We start from the raw sequence: 18315 nt of genomic DNA on the forward strand, positions 1-18315 counted from the left end.
GATTTTGTTAGAATACATCAGAGTATAACACCGTCCAACAGCCTATGAATACGATCCGCAATTGCATCGTACTTACAGCACTGAGCCTCTTCTCGGTCGCTACGACTAAAGCACACACGCAAGCTTTGTCTACAAAAAGTGATAGCGCATCAAAAATCGATTATGCACTCTCTCAGCTTGACGAGTACATTCGCTGGAACCCGCGCGATGCACAGGCACGCTTCAAGCGTGCTAATTTGCTCATGCAGTTAGATCGAGATGACGATGCGATGACTGCGTATAAAGCGCTCACGCAAACTTATCCAGAACTTCCCGAGCCGTATAATAACCTAGCGTCAATATATGCAAAGCGTGGTAAGCTAGATGAAGCTCGAGTCATGCTTGAAACAGCAGTACACGCCAGTCCAGGCTATGCGCTCGCGCAGGCTAACTTAGGTGATCTCTACCTACGACTGGCGGCAGAGTCGTTTGAGCAAGCTAGAGCACTTGAACCACATGATGCGTATTCGGCAAAACGAAGTCGGCAAATCATGCAACTGTTTAGGAGCGCATCGGCAGGCGTCGATACGGTGGGCACACAATAGCTGTGCTAGCCTAGCTACGCCTCTACAAAATGTAGCACCAAAGAATACCTTCTCCGATCATCATCATACGCGCTAATACAACGTTTTCGCACCCTATATAGTAAAGCAGACGAAACACTCTTGCTCTATAGTTAGAGCTAGCTTATGCTGGCGATGTCGTGTTGTGCCGTAGGAAGCATATGATATGTGTTTCTTCAAACAAAGATTCTAAGGCTAAAAACGAAACATAAAAACCGCCTTTATTTGTCTTGGCTTAGTGCAATACTAATGGCATTAGTGCCGGTGTACATGTGTATTTAGTTTCGAGCGTACCGCTTACGACGTTAATGAGTGAGGCTCATGCTGTACTGTAATACAAATACAGAGCATCCTCTACGCACGATCGATCACTTCGCCTCCAATGTGATAGCGAATCAATGAGATAATGATCGTCGCATTATTCGGCGATTTATAGCTCACGTCAGTAGTATCAAATAATGGGTAGAGACAAAGAATATGCGGGCGCCGATCCTCTGCTGCGCAATAACAAGAATCAGGAATCTATATTAGGCGAAGAGAAAAACTAGTGATTTATCAACGATAACCAACTTCCCGGATTACACCACACTAATACCTTGGGCTGAGGAGGCTAGATGGTATGCAGTAAGGCGGCCAAAGATATGAATGTTCCTGACAAAATTAAATCGATTCGTCTGAGACCGGGATACACGAGTTGACTTCGGCTGATAGTAGTGCCGCATCGCGCGTACTACTGCTAATATCCGATCTACATCTCAGTGAAGCGCTGCCACGCACTGTAAATGCGTTCGAGTATTTCATCCGTGTCACCGCGCGCAACGCCGATTCAATATTCATTCTCGGCGACCTGTTTGAGTATTGGATCGGAGATGATATGCTCGCGTTACCGTTTGCGCGACATATCATGAAACTAATGGATACGCTATCGGAACATCGAATTTCCCTATATATTATGCATGGCAATAGAGATTTCTTGCTCGGCCGACGCTTCATAGCGTCTACGGGTGCAATACTATTGCCCGACCCATTCGTCATTACCGTCTTTGGTGAACGCATTGTACTTACGCACGGCGATATATTATGCACAGCTGATGTGAACTATCAACGATTTCGTCGCATCTCGCGCAATACGTTAGCGCAAAACCTGTTTCTTACGCTCCCTCTGCGCTGGCGTAAACGGATTAGTGAGAGCATGCGACGCAAGAGTCTCGCCAGACCAGTGCAATCATCGACACAGTACGACGCGATACCCGACGCACTGATGCGTCTATTCTCTTCGACTAATACTCGTATAATGGTGCATGGCCACACGCATTTGCCTGCTTGCCATCATCAGCATGGCACTGCACGCTGGGTACTCCCAGACTGGGAGCTGGACCATGGTTTGCAGCGTGGCGGCTATCTAAGGATAGATATAGATGGAATCCACATGCTACCACTCGATACTTGCGTTGGAATGACTTAAGTGACTTTCTTCTAAATAAGCTTTCCAAGCTTATATTAAGTCTAAATTTTTGTCCAGCACTCGTGAAATTGTATAAACACATTATAGAGGCGTTCAAGCGCTTCTACCGACTCATTAATCTGCCATAACTGCTGCACTACATACTTGATCAGTCCTTGAATTACCAGCGACAAATAATATCGAATATACAGTATGCAACGTTATACCATATACAGAAGATAATTTTTTAATAGCATTTCTTTGTTTTACTATCCACTCAATTGACGGGAATAGCGCCTGTCGATCTAAATCTAGACGTATTATATTTGTCGAATTTCCCAACCTCCATCCGACAAATATATGCTGACAGATACCTTTTAATACCGGCTACATGCTGTTGTAAGCAAAATACGAAGCACCAGCTCAGCTCTATATTTCGAGCAATAGTTGTACATTTCTAAGTAGGACCAGCGGGACATGAAAATCATGTTAGTAGACGTCTTCCAAGAGATATATGCGGCAGAGTGCTCTTATTAAATGATAGCTACATCTTCACGAGTGCCACTAAAGATAGTGGCCTACAGATTATAAGCAGGCCATTGTATTAAGAGCTCGCATTGACAGAATGCCAAGTGTAATATAGGAAACTATCGATCGTGGCTACGAAAATCTTCCGACTTCAATAGAATATGCTTCGCGATACCTCGCACGATATTGACCTCTTCACGTTTAAGGCTAGCTCGAGCAAAAAACCGGTGTAGCCGTAGCATAAGTTTCTTCGGGCTAGAGGGATGAAGAAAGTCTAGTGCAATAAGCGCATTCTCTAGATGTACAAACATGCGATCGATTTCGTCGTGGGTCGCTAGCGACATAGCCATGCTAGCAGGGCTAGCATGTGGATGCTGTTTAGTAGTATCTAGTATAGCCATCCGAAACTCGTAAGCGAGCACTTGAACCGCCTGTGCGAGGTTTAGCGAGCTGTAGGCAGGATTGGTAGGAATATGCACTAGTGCGTTGCAACGCTCGACATCGACATTGGATAGCCCCGTACGCTCATTACCAAAAACTAGCGCGATATTGCCGACTGCCGCTAGTTTACAAGCCTGCAACGCAAGTACGCGCAGCGACCGCGTTGTTGGTTCCCACTCACGCTCACGCGCAGTTAGCGCCATAGACCAGTGAACATCAGCCAATGCATCGGCGAGCGTTGGAACGATATGTGCGGCCGTCAATACATCGTCCGCACTGCAGGCCATAGCCTGCGCGTCGGAATCAGTGCATACCGTTTCAATCCGTGGAGCGACTATTACAAGCTGGGAGAAACCCATTGTCTTCAAAGCACGGGCCACTGCGCCGACATTGCCGGGATGGCTGGGCTCAACAAGAACGAAGCGCACCGACGTAAAACTGCCCTTCAAAAACGAAAAAACCGAAAGATTGCTGTGCCAATGAGCAGGTACGCTAGACCACCAGCCAAGCATAGGCTTATCGAGATTGAGTCTAATAGAGTGAGGATATAATTCACGGTTTAGGGATTAATATACAAGGGTTTTATAAAACCCTCAGTGGCATTGAAGTTGCGGGTAGCATTGAGGGTCTACCAACCCGAAGCGCCGCTTACTGATAAAATGATAGCTGATTCAGCTAGGATACGACACTAAGGTGCTGACATACAGCGCTTTGCATAAATTTGATATACCTTGCCACGCAAGATCGTACTGCGGTCAATGACATTACACCTAAGGAAACGCCTATGCATCCAATGCTCAATACTGCTGTTAAGGCTGCACGCCGCGCCGGACAGATCATCAACCGCGCATCACTAGATATTGATATACTGCAGGTGACTAAAAAACAGCATAATGATTTTGTCACCGATGTCGATAAAGCAGCTGAAGCGGCAATCATCGAAATACTACACATCGCATATCCAGACCATGGATTTCTCGCTGAAGAGTCTGGCGCTAATGATAGAGAATCAGAATATTTGTGGATTATTGACCCACTAGATGGTACAACAAACTTTATCCACGGATTCCCACAATACTGCGTATCGATTGCGCTTTCCTATTGTAGCTGCATCACACAAGCTGTGGTATATGATCCCACACGCAATGACTTATTCACTGCATCACGTGGCCGTGGTGCGTTTCTTAACGACCGACGTATCCGCGTATCGCGACGTGACCGTCTGGCTGATGGGCTCATTGGTACTGGCTTTCCGTTCCGCGATGAGAGAAAATTAAGCGAGTACCTAAAGCTATTTAATGAAATGACACGCGCCTGCGCCGGCTTACGCCGGCCCGGTGCGGCTGCGCTAGACCTTGCATATGTCGCTGCCGGCCGTTATGACGGATTCTTTGAGCAAGGCATTCACCCATGGGACGTCGCTGCTGGTAGCCTGCTCGTCACTGAAGCGGGAGGGCTGGTCGGCAATTATACAGGTGACTCCGCCTTCTTGCATCAGCACGAAATCGTTGCAGGCAACCCGAAGCAGTATGCACAGATGGTGCAAATCTTAAAGCCGTATAGCGAGGCAGAAAGAAGAGTCTAAATGGTAAAAAGACCAAATTTGAATGCACTGGATCAAGATATGATCTATTAAGATCATAATCGCTAGCGTGTATCGATGCTGAGTATGTCAACGAGAGAGCATCCGGTGATCCTTGCACACGCCTGATAAAAGCGCACCTCACTCGCATAGATTAGAGGTTTTTCATTCATTACTACCGTAATACCAGATAATCCAGCACCCCCAAAGTTACGTCGACACAGCCAGAGAACTATCGAATAATATATTATTCGAATCTATTAGGCTCATTATTTGGCTAATAGGAAACATGCCTATTAGGAAATAGGTTTATTTGTCAACGTATATGTATCACCTGAATCGCCTCGTGAGGGATTAATCTAACACCCATCAATATAGTGCCAGATAACTACTAGTAGCATCAAACATTAAAGAGCGCAGAATGCTATATCACACCAGGGCTCCAGATGTTTGAAAACAAAGCACTTTCGGCGTAGAAACGAGCGCTCGCGCGAGAAGGCACGTTAGAAATAGGCTCTTATAGCTTTAGTATTGCGCATTAATAATTAGCATCGTGTGGCGTGTGCTCTAGCCAAGTTAGATGTACTCGCATCACTCTTGATTTATAGCACGCTTCTACTACGTGCAATCGAAGACATACTAGGCAATTTTCCCCGAAATGCGGCTAGCTCTGTTACTAGCCGTATGGATGCGGATCAATCGGCGCGCTACTATCTAACCAAAATCCAGCGCTAGCATTTAGACCCTATCAACTAGTCGGTTGATGGCTATCTTGCACCACCTAAGGCAAGCGATAGTCAATGCGGCATCGTCAATGGGCAATTATCGTCCGAGCTGATAACTTCGAGTCTATCGCCGCCATGCGCGTGGACCTCATCGAGAGTCGCCTTGCGAACGTCCCTAACTGTCAACGAAAATCGTAAAGCCATTCCAGCTAAAGGAGGATTGCCATCTAGAACAACCTTGTCTTCGACGAGATCAGTTACTGTATAAATTATCGTATCGACTGCGTCATGCACGCCTGCAGGCGTTCCCTCGAACTGCATCCCAACTTCGAGCGGCTCAGAAAATCGCTCTCGACGTTCGATGTTAAGCAATTTAGAATCATAGTCTCCGAATGCATCAGCTGGCTCAAGCTGGATCTGCGTTGAGAACCCTGTCTCATGGCCCTCTAACACTTCCTCGATTTTCGGAAATGTTTGATGATACCCGCCATGCAGATAGATGATCTGCTTTTCTTCTTCCTCGATCCAGTTACCCTGGGCATCCGATAGCTTATAGACAACAGAAACGATGGTATTCTTCGTAATTTTCATTCGACTCTCTAGAATATAAACCCGTATTATACGCACGCTTGTGTGGACCTACCCACTGGAGCCGTGTGTGTTATCGCGAGTTGTTTTTAACACACATATCGGCTACTCGCGTCCGCGTTTATCGGCTGCACTCTACTCCAATATCTTGATATAACTACTTTCCATCTTGATAGCGAAGGAAGATAGTTGATGCGGCGGCGCTAATGAGAAACATTATTGTTAGTTTAATAGGCTCTTCTTAATATTTATCTCAGGTTATCTAGATAGTGTTAGTTGATCTGATATAGCGTGACGATGTTGAATCACGCATGATCTAGCAGTGTATGTTGCGTGGCGATGTTAGTTGGGACAGTGCGAACATTGAATATCTAAACACTTGCTAGCTATCTGCGCGTTAGCATCAATTGATATTACCCGTTTAGAGAAGTGAATCTACTGTCTACATGAGCGAGTAGGGCTTGTGGGCTATGCAGTTATTCCAACTGTTGCTTATAATATTAGTTAGGCGTTATGATAGATTTTAATGTGATTCAGACGGTGTAGCAGCAACAAAACTTTTACTGTGCTCAGGATGACCACCAAAAGTAATTCAGGATTTTAGCCAATCAAGAAACGAGCGATCACGTCGGGCGACATGCTTTACCTAACTCCGAAAATCGGACACAATAAGATTGTGCTAAGCAGACACGTAAACTGTTGAAGTAGTTGTTCGCGCGTCTTTAAATATCAGACCTCTCCCAAAAATTCCTGTACTATTCTGCCGAGCATGCAGCGCTGGTTTAGATGCGAGTCTCCGAACTACATGCATTCAAATTAAATGCATGTAAGCAAAAATTCAGCTGTTCTACATCCAGAAACAGTGTAGGAGGTTGTGGTTGTAGATTAGGCTGAGTAGATTCCTGAGTCGTGTGCAGATATTACGGAACTTTTCGGAAATTACTGGAGTAGTACGAAACGTGAGTATTTTGAGCTACTCGTGTGCATCGCTGTCGTGGCATGCGTTTGTTGTTCGGCGCATTGTCGAAAGCAGTGTTAATGAATTTGAAAACGCTTTTTCTATACGACAACATGCGTCATTAGTTAAATAGAGACTGAGCAAAGCTAGTACAGGACTAGCATAAAGCTATTACTGCGCTAGCTATTCAACGAGTCCTTCCTAAGGGAAGGTAACACATCCAGAATTCGTTTATGACATATCTATTGTATAAATAGCATGGTCCAGTTTAGATACAGATTACTAATCTGTAGGAAAAGACAGACCTTCTGTTTTCCGTAAAATAAGATTCTGTCTAGAACAAGTAATGAATCCACCTAAGATTTATCGACGGTCTGTATAAAAATGCATATAATTCTTGCCTAAGCCGTAGATAAAAAATGGCTGATAAGAATGTCGGTAGTACACTGGCGGTAATAGATAGGTTTGAAAGAATATAAACCGGTATTATTCCCGCTGCTTCTTACCCGTAACCACAAAAGGACGTGATCATGAAGAAATCCCTCCTCGTAGTATCTTTGTTGGCAGCAATAACGCTTGCAGCTTGCAGCAAGAAAGATGAAAGCACAGATCCAGCTACTGCAAGCGATGCTGCTGCTACATCGACTCCGGTTGCTGCTGGGAGTGACCCAGCTTCAGCTGCTGCCACGGCTGTAGGCACGAGTCACTAGGATATTCAGAGAATAAAGAACCGGCCTGCAAGGCGGTTCTTTATTAATTCCCCAATAAATCGCACTTGATAAATCACTCCTGCTACGCTTTTATTAGAGTTAGTGTAAATACATTCCAGTACCTAAACTGACTGAATTATTCAGTAATTAGCTATACTAATTCGTTTCTGTTTTATGCCATATATAAATATGGCGGTGAACGCGCAGTCATGCTGCATATAAAAGTAGCATTGAAGCAACCGGACATAGCTCAGCATGCTTGTCGTCGTTAGCGCTATGGTGCTAACTTGGCTTTTGGTCGAGCTTGTAAGGCATGTAGCATCTAAAAAATGTATTCTTAATCATTCCTATTAAGACGGTTTCGTCCTAAAAATCAAGACATGTTTTTCTAAAACACCTCGAGCTGCAGCTGTAATTTATCTAGTATGCACCCCTGTTATACTAACCAAGAGTGCATATTGTTTTAGTTTACATTAACTAGATATCCGGAATCACCGCTTTTTTAGCTATATAACCGTCTTAGTTAGGGACACACAGTTAACTATTTTTTCTGCTCTATATCATATAGAGCAGTACGTACCTTGTCATGATATTGGGCAGAAAGCGGTGTAAGCGGTAAACGGATGCCACCTCGAATTTTTCCCATCTGCTGTAATGCCCACTTGACTGGGATCGGGTTCGACTCGACAAATAGGTTCTTATGTAATGATAATAGCTTTAGATGGATTGCCCGCGCTTTCTTGACATTACCAGAAATAGCGGCACGGCATAGCTCGCTCATCGCGCGCGGTGCTACATTGGCTGTGACGGAGATATTTCCATGTCCGCCTAGTAACATCAATGCGATCGCGGTTGAATCGTCGCCACTGAAAATCGAGAAATTCGCCGGCGCTTCCTTGATCAGATGAGCAGCGCGATCAATATTTCCAGTGGCATCCTTGACGCCTGCTATACCTGGCACTTGAGCAAGCCGCAGAATGGTTTCGTTGCTCATATCGGCGACAGTGCGACCTGGTACATTATATAGAAATACCGGCATGTCGACCGACTCAGCGATAGATCGAAAGTGCTGGTACATTCCTTCCTGAGTTGGCTTATTATAATACGGAACTACCTGTAAAGACGCATCGGCGCCGACTGCTTTGGCTTCCCGGGTCAACTCGATTGCTTCGCCGGTCGAATTTCCGCCTGCCCCGGCTATAATCGGAATACGGTGTGCCGCATGCTCGACCGCCGTTTTAACCAGTAACACATGCTCCTCAATCGATACCGTTGCCGACTCACCACTCGTGCCAACCACGACTAGTGCATTACTTCCCTCTTCAATATGCCAGTCGATTAGCGCGCGCAGCGCCGGAAGATCCAGCGCCCCATCCTCTAGCATCGGCGTAACAATCGCCGGGGTGCTTCCGCTAATTAGTGTGGCTTGCATTGCTTGACTCATGAAACTATCTGAAAAATCAATCGTTAAACTAGGATTGTAGCGGATTGGCTAAGAAAATCGTATCTCGTTACATTGCTATATGAACTCGTTTCATGGTGGAACACATCACTGCTGTTTTATCGAACGATGACAACTACTATACAAAACCGAGTTTCATAGCTTGTCGACAAAGCATTAGACATCTAATAACGGATAGTACTAACGCTATAGCCGACCTAGAAGAAACAAAGTACATACTAACTAGAGAAAACTATCAACAATTAACTAACAACCGACTGCATACGTAACTAGAATTGCTATCAGCTGTAAGATAAGCCCATTGCCTCGCGCACGTCGCGCATTGTCTCATAAGCTAGTTTTCTCGCTTTGTCGCAGCCGTCCGCGACAATCGCGCGCAGCATCGACGGATCGTCCATATACTTCTGCGCCCGCTCGAGCATTATCTGCTGCTCGAGCAAAATTCTATCGATCACCGGCTGCTTGCACTCCAAGCAGCCAATTCCAGCATTTCTGCAACCTCGTTGTACCCATTCGTGCGTCGATTGATCCGTATAAATCTTGTGAAACTGCCATACTAGACATTTATCGGGATTGCCCGGATCGCTTCGATACACGCGAGCTGGATCGGTCGGCATAGTTCGAATTTTTTTCTCGATCGACACCTTATCTTCTCGCAACCCAATCGTATTGCCGTACGATTTAGACATTTTTTTTCCATTAAACCCCGGTATCTGAGATGCTTTAGTCATCAATACTTGTGGCTCAACCAAAATTATCTTACTGGATCCCTCGAGATACCCAAAAAGCCGCTCACGGTCGCTCATTGAGAGGCTTTGCGACTCCTGTAAAAGAGCGCGCGCTTGCTGTAACGCCTCTCCATTACCTTCTTGCTGATAAGCACTACGCAACTCGTAGTACATTTTGGAGCGTTTTCCACCGAGTTTTCGCGCTGCCTCGTTAGCTTTATCCTGAAAGCCCGGCTCACGCCCATACAAATAGTTAAATCGGCGTGCGATTTCACGTGTCATTTCTACGTGCGGGACTTGATCCTCACCAACTGGCACTATCGACGCTCGGTACAGCAGGATATCTGCAGACATTAGTACCGGATAACCTAGAAAACCGTACGTGCTTAGATCTTTGTCACGAAGTTTCTCGATCTGCTCTTTATATGTAGGCACCCGCTCCAGCCAACCCAGCGGCGTACTCATACCGAGCAGTAATGACAACTCCACGTGCTCGTGCACGCGGCTCTGAATGAATAGGTTTGCTTGCGCTGGGTCAATGCCAGACGCAAGCCAGTCGATTAGAACTTCCCATACATTATTCTCAATAACATCTGGCGTTGCATAGTGTGTAGTCAGAGCATGCAGGTCGACTACGCAGAAAAAGCATGGATACTCGGATTGCAGCTTGATCCAGTTTTTTAGAACACCATGGTAATGCCCAAGATGTAGTAAGCCAGTCGGGCGCATGCCAGAGAAAATAAGGTCGGGAAACATAATATCGAGAGGTCAAATATAAAAAAATGATTAGAGTCGGGCCAATGTTCGATCAAGCATAGCCAACCCAAGAAGCAACTGGACGTAATATGCCAAACACGACCTTGTAGCCAATGTTCACTAACGGACTAAGCCACCATGTATCGAGCGCGCGTGTCATCATTAATGCTATTACAATAAAAAAACTATAAGGCTCAATCTTTGCGAAGTAGTAGGCGATACGGACTGGCAATAGAGAGGCGATTACGCGCCCTCCATCAAGAGGCAGTATTGGAAATAAGTTTAGTGCACATAGCACTAGGTTTACCGCTACACCGGATGAAGACATGCGCACAACAAACGTTTCTTCAATGCTGAAGACACGCAGCCCGATCGCCATACAAGACCATACTAGCGCTTGCAGTAAGTTGCACACAGGACCCGCGAGCGAGATCCAAAGACTGTCCCATCGAGGATTGCGCAAGCAGCTAAAATCGACTGGCACCGGTTTTGCATAGCCGAAGATAAATGTGCCCCCAGTCGCAAACATCATGATGAGTGGGATCATGATCGTGCCTATCAGATCGATGTGACGCATTGGATTGAGCGAAATACGCCCCATTAGATATGCGGTATTGTCACCGCATCGGCTAGCAACAATTCCATGCGCTACTTCATGCAATGTGATGGCGAAGAACATCGGCAACGCGCTAATCAAAATTGTCTGTATAAGCAAAAAGTTCATTGGTCTATTGTAACAAGTAGCTGATAGCTAGCAGTGTGTACGAAACGTGCCGTACATGGCACCAAGAATAAGACTGGCTGCTCAAACTTAAGAGTCTCTAAAGAGACCACTAGTCAGCACCTTCCTTATAGACCTGACTCGTCATCGCCAGTTAATAAGCGACTAAACGTTAGCGAAATTATCAGCCATCTAAGCACTGCAACCGGCGAAAATATGATCGCGTAATCCAACAGACACAGAGTGCAATACATGGTTTTGTGCGACGTATTCAATAAGCTCCGAGATACTTCTGGATTCTCGCAAGATGCGCATAAGAGAAGTCGTGATGGCCTTGATAGGCTGAATATTATTAGTTATTCACCAGCGTAAGCGTCGCTAATTCAGATAAGCTGCACACTATCGTCAGCGGTCGTCAAGCCTGACGAATCGTCTCCACCATTCAACACGGTGTTCTTATAGCCGAAAGAGCAGGAGGTATATAGATCAAATCGGTCGACAACTAGAACAATGCCTCTGCCGTCGACGATCTTCGCCCTCTATTTCGTCAGCCCCTGCTTTGGTTTGTCCGAGTAGGTTAGAAGTTTACAGCATAGAACAGTTAGAGCTAGCGGCTCTATGTTAGAGCTAGCTCAATTGGAGCGGACACCCACACATATGTGTGGTACTAGTCTAGGGTATATACCTAGTCGCTACCTCGATTGCTTTACCACCGAGTTACTGACATGTAATAAAGAACGTGTCATGCGCCAATAGCGCACACGTGTAGCATTCAACATGTGCGAAAACTATCATACTATTCGAAATACTGCCTGCAACCCAAAATCTGTCTCAGCGCATCTCTTCAAGCGAACCTCCGAAAAGTCACAGGAAAGCACGTCGGCGATAGAGCGCCGCCCGGCTAACATCAATGAAAAGCGTATAAAGTGCGGCCGTAAGATTAAGTCTTGATTTAATACATAGCGTTTCGCGCTTTTATAGATGAGCGATATCCTTGTCTTGACTGGTAGTTAGCGCCGCCTAACGCTGACTACTGCTAGCATACAATCCGCATCCCAGCTACCTTATTTATGCCTATCTCTAGTGCACAACGCTTATATTAACGAAATTTCAACATCAGTGACACTGTCTATCTACAGGACTGCAGCCGCCGCATGCGGATACGAATTGCTATGATGGCACTTCGTCGTAATCGGTAAGTGTATTTGATTACATACTTCTATTAGCTGCGCAGCTCATAATGATAGTGAGCGACAAAGATCTCTCCAAGGGTCGATAAATGACGTAGATTTGACTACAAGTGCACCGCAGCAGTTTGTGCTACACGACAGCATAGTTTCGGCGCCTATAATCTATAGGCGAAAAATACTTTGATCCATGACTCTGTCCGCTCTAGGCAGTTGAGTCTTAGTAATGATGAATTCGGTGATCATGGAGGAGGGCTAGATATTTCTGAATAATTCACACATCCTATATGTGCTAAATATATGGTCCGTTAGTTCGGCGCTGACAGAATTTACCACCCAAAAATATATTGCTTATAGCGAGCAGAGAAGGCTATTCAAGGAAATATCGAGTTTAATAAGGTAAAATAGACTTACTAAGTAATATGCTAGTTACACACCGTCGGATCTAGACTATAAGTCTGCTACGTTTGACAAACAGTGTGCCGCATTAAGCAACAGCATATTGCTAACCCACCGACTACGCCGAATGATCCTGTATGCTGCATCGTTATATATATTGGTACCAAAATTCCCAGCTAGTCCGCACGATCAAATGATCGTTCTACGGTCTAACGAAACATAGCGTGATCAATAAGCAACATACAGATAGTCAACATGCTACAGCGTGACTATGTAGCTTACATTAGCAGACGACGCGCGGCGAGATTCTATATAAGGTGAAAAAAGTCTGGCGATACCAGGATCGCGTTTCGCGCAGTGAAAACGATCCTAATACAACAAAAGAATCAGATCTTCCATCTCGACCCTATCACTGAAAGTCTAGGAGATACTCGCAGCTGACCGAGGTATTCTGATACGAAGGATTGTTCTCATGCTGCCGCGATCTTATACCGACACGCTTACCTGTGCCTATATGCTTTAAAAAGATGGCGAGGATACGAAAAATTCTCGAACCTAACGAAGTAGCGTATTAGCAGTAAAAAGAATATTGGGGTCTAGTAAATACTTCAATAAAACACACTGAGGCGAGGCCATTGCTTAGCTCGCTCGCAATGGCCAGCATTATTACAAAATATCAGTATTACCATCTCATGAATGGCTAGGATGATCTTAGCATTCCTACGCTATCTGGAATGGTAATCAAAGCATCTTACGTGATCTGGAGTAGCCCGGTTTATATGTAAGCTGGGCGTGCGTTGTAACCACGCATATCGGTTGGACTAATATATGATTATGCGTAGATATTATTGTCGGCGAAACCAGCGCGGATATAGCCAAGACATTCTGTGATACAAACTGCACAAACACCTCTCCCTCTTTAATCATCCCCATCGTATAGCGTGCCCGCTCCTCGACCGCAGTAGTTCCGACGCGCAGGTCCTGCACTTCACTAGCGATTTGCTTATTTCGCAGCTTCAACGTTTTATTTTTATGCTGCTGCACCCTGAGTTGCTTCTGAAGATCGTATACATGCAGCCAGCCGCCGTGACCCCACCATAATGGAAACTGAATTAGTGCGATTAATCCAACAAAGACAATGGTAATGATCCGCATAACGAGCTACAGCTAATCAGGTGTAGTTTTAGAGGAATTTTGCTCCTGGAGCTTGGAGCAAAAGTCACACCATTAAAGACTATCATCAGGTTGATAGTCGTGTTACCGCGTGGTTTAGTAACGCTTCATCAACACAAGCTATAAAACGCAGAGCGACCGGCGTAGCTTGCAATATCGCCTAAATCTTCTTCGATACGCAGCAATTGATTATACTTGGCAATCCGATCGCTACGTGACAGCGATCCAGTCTTAATCTGTCCGGTATTTAGACCTACTGCAATGTCAGCGATCGTTGAATCTTCGGTTTCGCCAGAGCGATGCGACACGATAGTGGTATAGCTGGCACGCTTAGCCATTTCAATAGCCGAGAACGTTTCAGTCAGCGTCCCGATCTGATTAATCTTAATCAAGATTGAGTTCGCGATACCCTTCTCAATACCTTGTTTTAGTATATTCGTATTAGTCACAAACAAGTCGTCTCCAACCAGTTGGATTTTTTTTCCGAGCCTATCAGTTAGAATCTTCCAACCATCTAAATCGCTTTCATGTATACCATCTTCGATTGATACGATTGGGAATTTATTAACCAATGTTGTCAGATAGTCTGTAATCTCGGATGATGATAATTCCAAGCCTTCGCTGGCTAATTGATACTTTCCATCGTAGTAGAATGTGCTGGCTGCGCAATCTAGTGCAAGCAGAACATCTTCGCCGGCGCGATAGCCAGCTTTTTCGATTGCCTGAATAATCGTTGATAGGCACTCAACATTGCTATTAAAGTTTGGGGCAAAGCCACCTTCGTCACCGACCGCAACACTCATATTGCAGTCTGAAAGAATCTTCTTTAAAGCATGGAATACCTCAACGCCGCAGCGCAGTGCTTCCCGGAAAGTCGGTTGACTTACCGGAATGATCATGAATTCCTGGATATCCAAACTGTTATTTGCGTGCGCGCCACCGTTCACGATATTCATCATTGGCACTGGTAATTGCATTGCTCCGGAACCACCGAAGTAGCGGTATAGGGGCAATCCCGCCTCCTCGGAAGCGGCTTTCGCAACCGCCATTGATACAGCAAGCATCGCATTAGCGCCGATTCGTGACTTGTTCTCGGTGCCATCTAATTCTATTAAAGTTTTATCAAGGAAGGCCTGTTTCGACGCATCTAGGCCCATGATTGCCTCAGAAATACTGGTGTTTACCTCTTTTACTGCCTTGAGTACCCCCTTTCCACCGTATCGGTTATTCTCACCATCGCGCAATTCGATCGCTTCGAGTAATCCTGTCGATGCGCCAGACGGCACTGCTGCGCGGCCCATTGCACCTGATTCAAGTAATACGTCACACTCGACAGTCGGATTACCGCGCGAATCAAGAATCTCTCGCCCGATGATATCTACGATAATACTCATTGTTTCCCCAAGAATGGATAAATCGGTTTTAACTATGATGAGTCCATGTAGCAACAGCAGAAGCGCATGCCGACCAGCTAACATGCCATATACTTCGCTCTGACAGTGCATACTTGCTCATCAGACGCACGGAATTACAATAAGATGTATTTGCGCGTTACTGGCCCTATTGCGTCGTACGGCTTAGATGAAATTGTTCTCAACCAGTGGCATAGATTTTACCGCACGATCAAGCGTTACTAGCGTTTGCAGGAGTGGATACATCTGTTGTAATGGTACGGTGTTTAAGCCATCAGACTTCGCCCGCGCTGGATCCGGATGCGTTTCTATAAATAGTCCAGCTACGCCGACTGCAACAGCAGCACGCGCCAAAACTGGCACGAACTCGCGCTGTCCGCCAGACTCAGTGCCTTGACTACCGGGCAGCTGTACTGAATGGGTTGCGTCGAATACGATCGGAGCACCGCTCTCGCGCATAATTGCGAGCGAACGCATATCGGAGACTAGATTGTTATAACCGAACGTAGTACCACGTTCGCAAGCAAGAAATCGGTCTGGCGACAGCCCAGACTTTTGGGCTGCCGAACGTGCTTTATCAATCACGTTCTTCATGTCATGCGGTGCTAGAAATTGCCCTTTCTTGATATTGACGGGCTTTCCAGAACAGGCGGCTGCATGAATAAAATCAGTCTGTCGGCACAGAAATGCTGGTGTCTGCAAGACATCAACGACTGAGGCAACTGCATGAATCTCATCTTGCGTATGTACATCAGTTAACACCGGTACACCGATCTGGCGACGTACTTCACTAAGAATGCGCAGACCTTCATCTATACCAATTCCGCGGAACGACTGATCCGAACTACGATTAGCCTTATCGTACGACGACTTATAAATGAATGGAATCTGTAGCGTGCTACAAATTTCGGTGAGCCAGCCGGCGGTGTCGAGCGTCATCTGCTGTGACTCAATCACACAAGTGCCCGCGATTAAGAAGAATGGCTTATCCAGGCCGACCTCAAAGTCGCATAGTTTCATGTTAACTTCCAGATTTCGTTAATTGACGCACGGTGCAACTTTTGCACTTTCTCTATTCTTGCCTTGTTGATGATAGACAAGCGCAGCCTCTACGTAAGCTTTAAATAGCGGATGGCCATCGCGTGGCGTCGAGGTAAACTCGGGGTGGGACTGGCAGCCGACAAACCATGGATGCAGATCCCCGCGCAACTCCATCATCTCCGGCAAGTCCTCAGTCGGTGTGCGAGCGCTGATAATTAATCCATTAGCTTCGAGAGTTGGCACGAAATAATTATTCACCTCGTATCGATGACGATGTCGCTCGTTGACATCGTTTCCGTAAATCTGCTCAGCGCGTGTACCCGTCTTGACCGGACAGCGCTGCGCGCCAAGTCGCATTGTGCCACCTAGGTCCGATGATTCGCTCCGCTTTTCGACAGTACCATCGCGGTCGCACCATTCGGTAATCAGTGCGACGACCGGATTCGGCGTCAATGGATCAAACTCGGTGCTATTAGCCCATCGTAGATTCGCAACATGGCGTGAAAATTCAATAACTGCCAGTTGCATGCCTAAGCATATTCCTAGATATGGCACTTTTTCCTCGCGCGCGTAGCGGATAGCCTTTATTTTTCCTTCTATGCCACGCTGGCCGAAACCGCCAGGTACTAAAATGGCATCTAGATGAACGAGACTGTCGATACCTTCCATCTCAATCTGCTCCGAGTCGATATACTCAATATTTACACGGGTGAGCGTATGCAGAGACGCATGGCAAAGCGCCTCAATCAACGATTTGTACGATTCAGTGAGTTCGACATACTTTCCAACCATGCCGATTGTAACTTCATACCTTGGGTGCTCAAGACGGTACACGAGATCTGACCACGGCGTTAGATCAGCGGGATTTGGCGTAATTCTCAACTCATGACAGATAATTTTGTCTAGACCCTGGTTGTGCAACATCTGCGGTATCTTATAAATGCTGCTTACATCCCATACAGAGATCACTGCATCTTGCAGCACGTTCGAGAATAGTGAGATTTTGGCACGATCATCATCTGGAATCCGTCGATCGGCCCGACATAGCAGCACGTGCGGTGAGATACCGATCTCCCGCAATTTCTGCACGCTATGCTGCGTAGGCTTAGTTTTTAGCTCGCCAGCTGTTGCGATGAATGGTACTAACGTCAGGTGTACGAAACACGAATTATGACGCCCAAGCCGTAACCCCATCTGCCGAGCTGCCTCTAAAAACGGCAACGATTCGATATCTCCGACTGTGCCGCCAATCTCAACAATCGCCACGTCTGGTGTGCCACATACTGCTGATGTGGCGCCACGTTCAATGAACGCTTGAATCTCATTCGTAATATGAGGAATAACCTGGACAGTCTTACCGAGATATTCACCACGGCGCTCTTTTCGAATCACTGACTCGTAAATCTGGCCTGTTGTGAAATTATTAGAGCGCCGCATTTTTATGCTAATAAAGCGCTCATAGTGCCCTAAATCTAAATCTGTCTCGGCGCCGTCCTCAGTTACAAACACTTCACCGTGCTGGAACGGGCTCATAGTGCCTGGATCAACGTTAATGTAAGGATCAAGCTTCAGTAGAATAACCTTGAGACCACGTGATTCAAGGATCGCAGCGAGGGAGGCGGCGGCAATGCCTTTTCCTAGAGAAGACACCACACCACCAGTAAAAAATACGTATTTAGTCATCGCTGGATGCTAGCGGGAAAGCCAGATTATACTCGAAAGCCTAACTTTCTCTAAGCATCCTGCTTGATACCGCTCGAATAATCTAGTGGATGCTGAGCTAGCATCGGACAAGGTATTCTTCTATAACAAATCAGCATTGTGAGTCTAAGCATAATGAAGGCTAACAATCGCCATG

General features: G+C 46.0%; 13 protein-coding genes. 4 read left to right on the forward strand and 9 right to left on the reverse strand.

Annotation, left to right across the window (positions count from 1 at the left end; translation table 11 throughout):
• Positions 1 to 44 precede the first annotated feature (44 nt).
• Both GJV44_RS02675 and GJV44_RS02680 read left to right on the forward strand, forming a co-directional pair.
• Positions 45 to 584 (forward strand): tetratricopeptide repeat protein, encoded by a 540-nt coding sequence (locus GJV44_RS02675; protein ID WP_420885740.1) that lies wholly within the window; start codon positions 45 to 47, stop codon positions 582 to 584.
• 712 nt (positions 585 to 1296) lie between these two features.
• On the forward strand, positions 1297 to 2067 hold the full coding sequence (locus tag GJV44_RS02680; protein WP_226806226.1) for a UDP-2,3-diacylglucosamine diphosphatase: 771 nt from the start codon (positions 1297 to 1299) through the stop codon (positions 2065 to 2067).
• 626 nt (positions 2068 to 2693) lie between these two features.
• On the opposite strand, the gene GJV44_RS02685 is transcribed toward GJV44_RS02680, so the two are convergent.
• Positions 2694 to 3527: an RNA methyltransferase gene (locus tag GJV44_RS02685; RefSeq protein ID WP_226806228.1), complete on the reverse strand. Its 834-nt coding sequence runs from the start codon at positions 3525 to 3527 to the stop codon at positions 2694 to 2696.
• A 272-nt stretch (positions 3528 to 3799) separates the two neighbouring features.
• Between GJV44_RS02685 and GJV44_RS02690 the strand changes: the two genes are divergently transcribed.
• Entirely contained in the window at positions 3800 to 4600 is an 801-nt protein-coding gene (locus GJV44_RS02690; RefSeq protein ID WP_226806230.1) for an inositol monophosphatase family protein, read from the forward strand.
• A 794-nt stretch (positions 4601 to 5394) separates the two neighbouring features.
• Here the strand turns inward: GJV44_RS02690 and GJV44_RS02695 are convergent.
• A complete protein-coding gene (locus GJV44_RS02695; protein ID WP_226806232.1) occupies positions 5395 to 5913 on the reverse strand; it encodes an FKBP-type peptidyl-prolyl cis-trans isomerase in 519 nt (172 codons plus the stop codon).
• 1485 nt (positions 5914 to 7398) lie between these two features.
• Between GJV44_RS02695 and GJV44_RS02700 the strand changes: the two genes are divergently transcribed.
• A complete protein-coding gene (locus tag GJV44_RS02700) occupies positions 7399 to 7578 on the forward strand; it encodes a hypothetical protein (RefSeq protein WP_226806234.1) in 180 nt (59 codons plus the stop codon).
• A 541-nt stretch (positions 7579 to 8119) separates the two neighbouring features.
• Here the strand turns inward: GJV44_RS02700 and dapA are convergent.
• The 7 genes from dapA to GJV44_RS02735 all read right to left on the reverse strand — a co-directional run bounded on the left by dapA (position 8120) and on the right by GJV44_RS02735 (position 18140).
• Positions 8120 to 9022: a 4-hydroxy-tetrahydrodipicolinate synthase gene (gene dapA, locus GJV44_RS02705; RefSeq protein ID WP_226806236.1), complete on the reverse strand. Its 903-nt coding sequence runs from the start codon at positions 9020 to 9022 to the stop codon at positions 8120 to 8122.
• A 299-nt stretch (positions 9023 to 9321) separates the two neighbouring features.
• A complete protein-coding gene (locus tag GJV44_RS02710; protein ID WP_226806238.1) occupies positions 9322 to 10524 on the reverse strand; it encodes a tryptophan--tRNA ligase in 1203 nt (400 codons plus the stop codon).
• A gap of 52 nt (positions 10525 to 10576) precedes the next feature.
• Positions 10577 to 11248, reverse strand: coding sequence for a site-2 protease family protein (locus GJV44_RS02715; protein ID WP_226806240.1), 672 nt, complete (start codon positions 11246 to 11248; stop codon positions 10577 to 10579).
• Positions 11249 to 13572: 2324 nt separating this feature from the next.
• Positions 13573 to 13986 (reverse strand): cell division protein FtsB, encoded by a 414-nt coding sequence (gene ftsB, locus GJV44_RS02720; RefSeq protein ID WP_226806241.1) that lies wholly within the window; start codon positions 13984 to 13986, stop codon positions 13573 to 13575.
• Between the two features lie 128 nt (positions 13987 to 14114).
• The gene (eno, locus tag GJV44_RS02725; RefSeq protein WP_226806243.1) at positions 14115 to 15398 is read right to left on the reverse strand and encodes a phosphopyruvate hydratase; all 1284 of its coding nucleotides are present in this window, start codon (positions 15396 to 15398) and stop codon (positions 14115 to 14117) included.
• Positions 15399 to 15581: 183 nt separating this feature from the next.
• Positions 15582 to 16436 (reverse strand): 3-deoxy-8-phosphooctulonate synthase, encoded by an 855-nt coding sequence (gene kdsA / locus GJV44_RS02730; RefSeq protein WP_226806245.1) that lies wholly within the window; start codon positions 16434 to 16436, stop codon positions 15582 to 15584.
• Between the two features lie 18 nt (positions 16437 to 16454).
• On the reverse strand, positions 16455 to 18140 hold the full coding sequence (locus GJV44_RS02735; protein ID WP_226806246.1) for a CTP synthase: 1686 nt from the start codon (positions 18138 to 18140) through the stop codon (positions 16455 to 16457).
• Between the last annotated feature and the right edge of the window lie 175 nt (positions 18141 to 18315).

It is taken from the genome of Candidatus Vallotiella adelgis (assembly GCF_020541305.1).
Lineage (GTDB): Bacteria > Pseudomonadota > Gammaproteobacteria > Burkholderiales > Burkholderiaceae > Mycetohabitans > Mycetohabitans adelgis.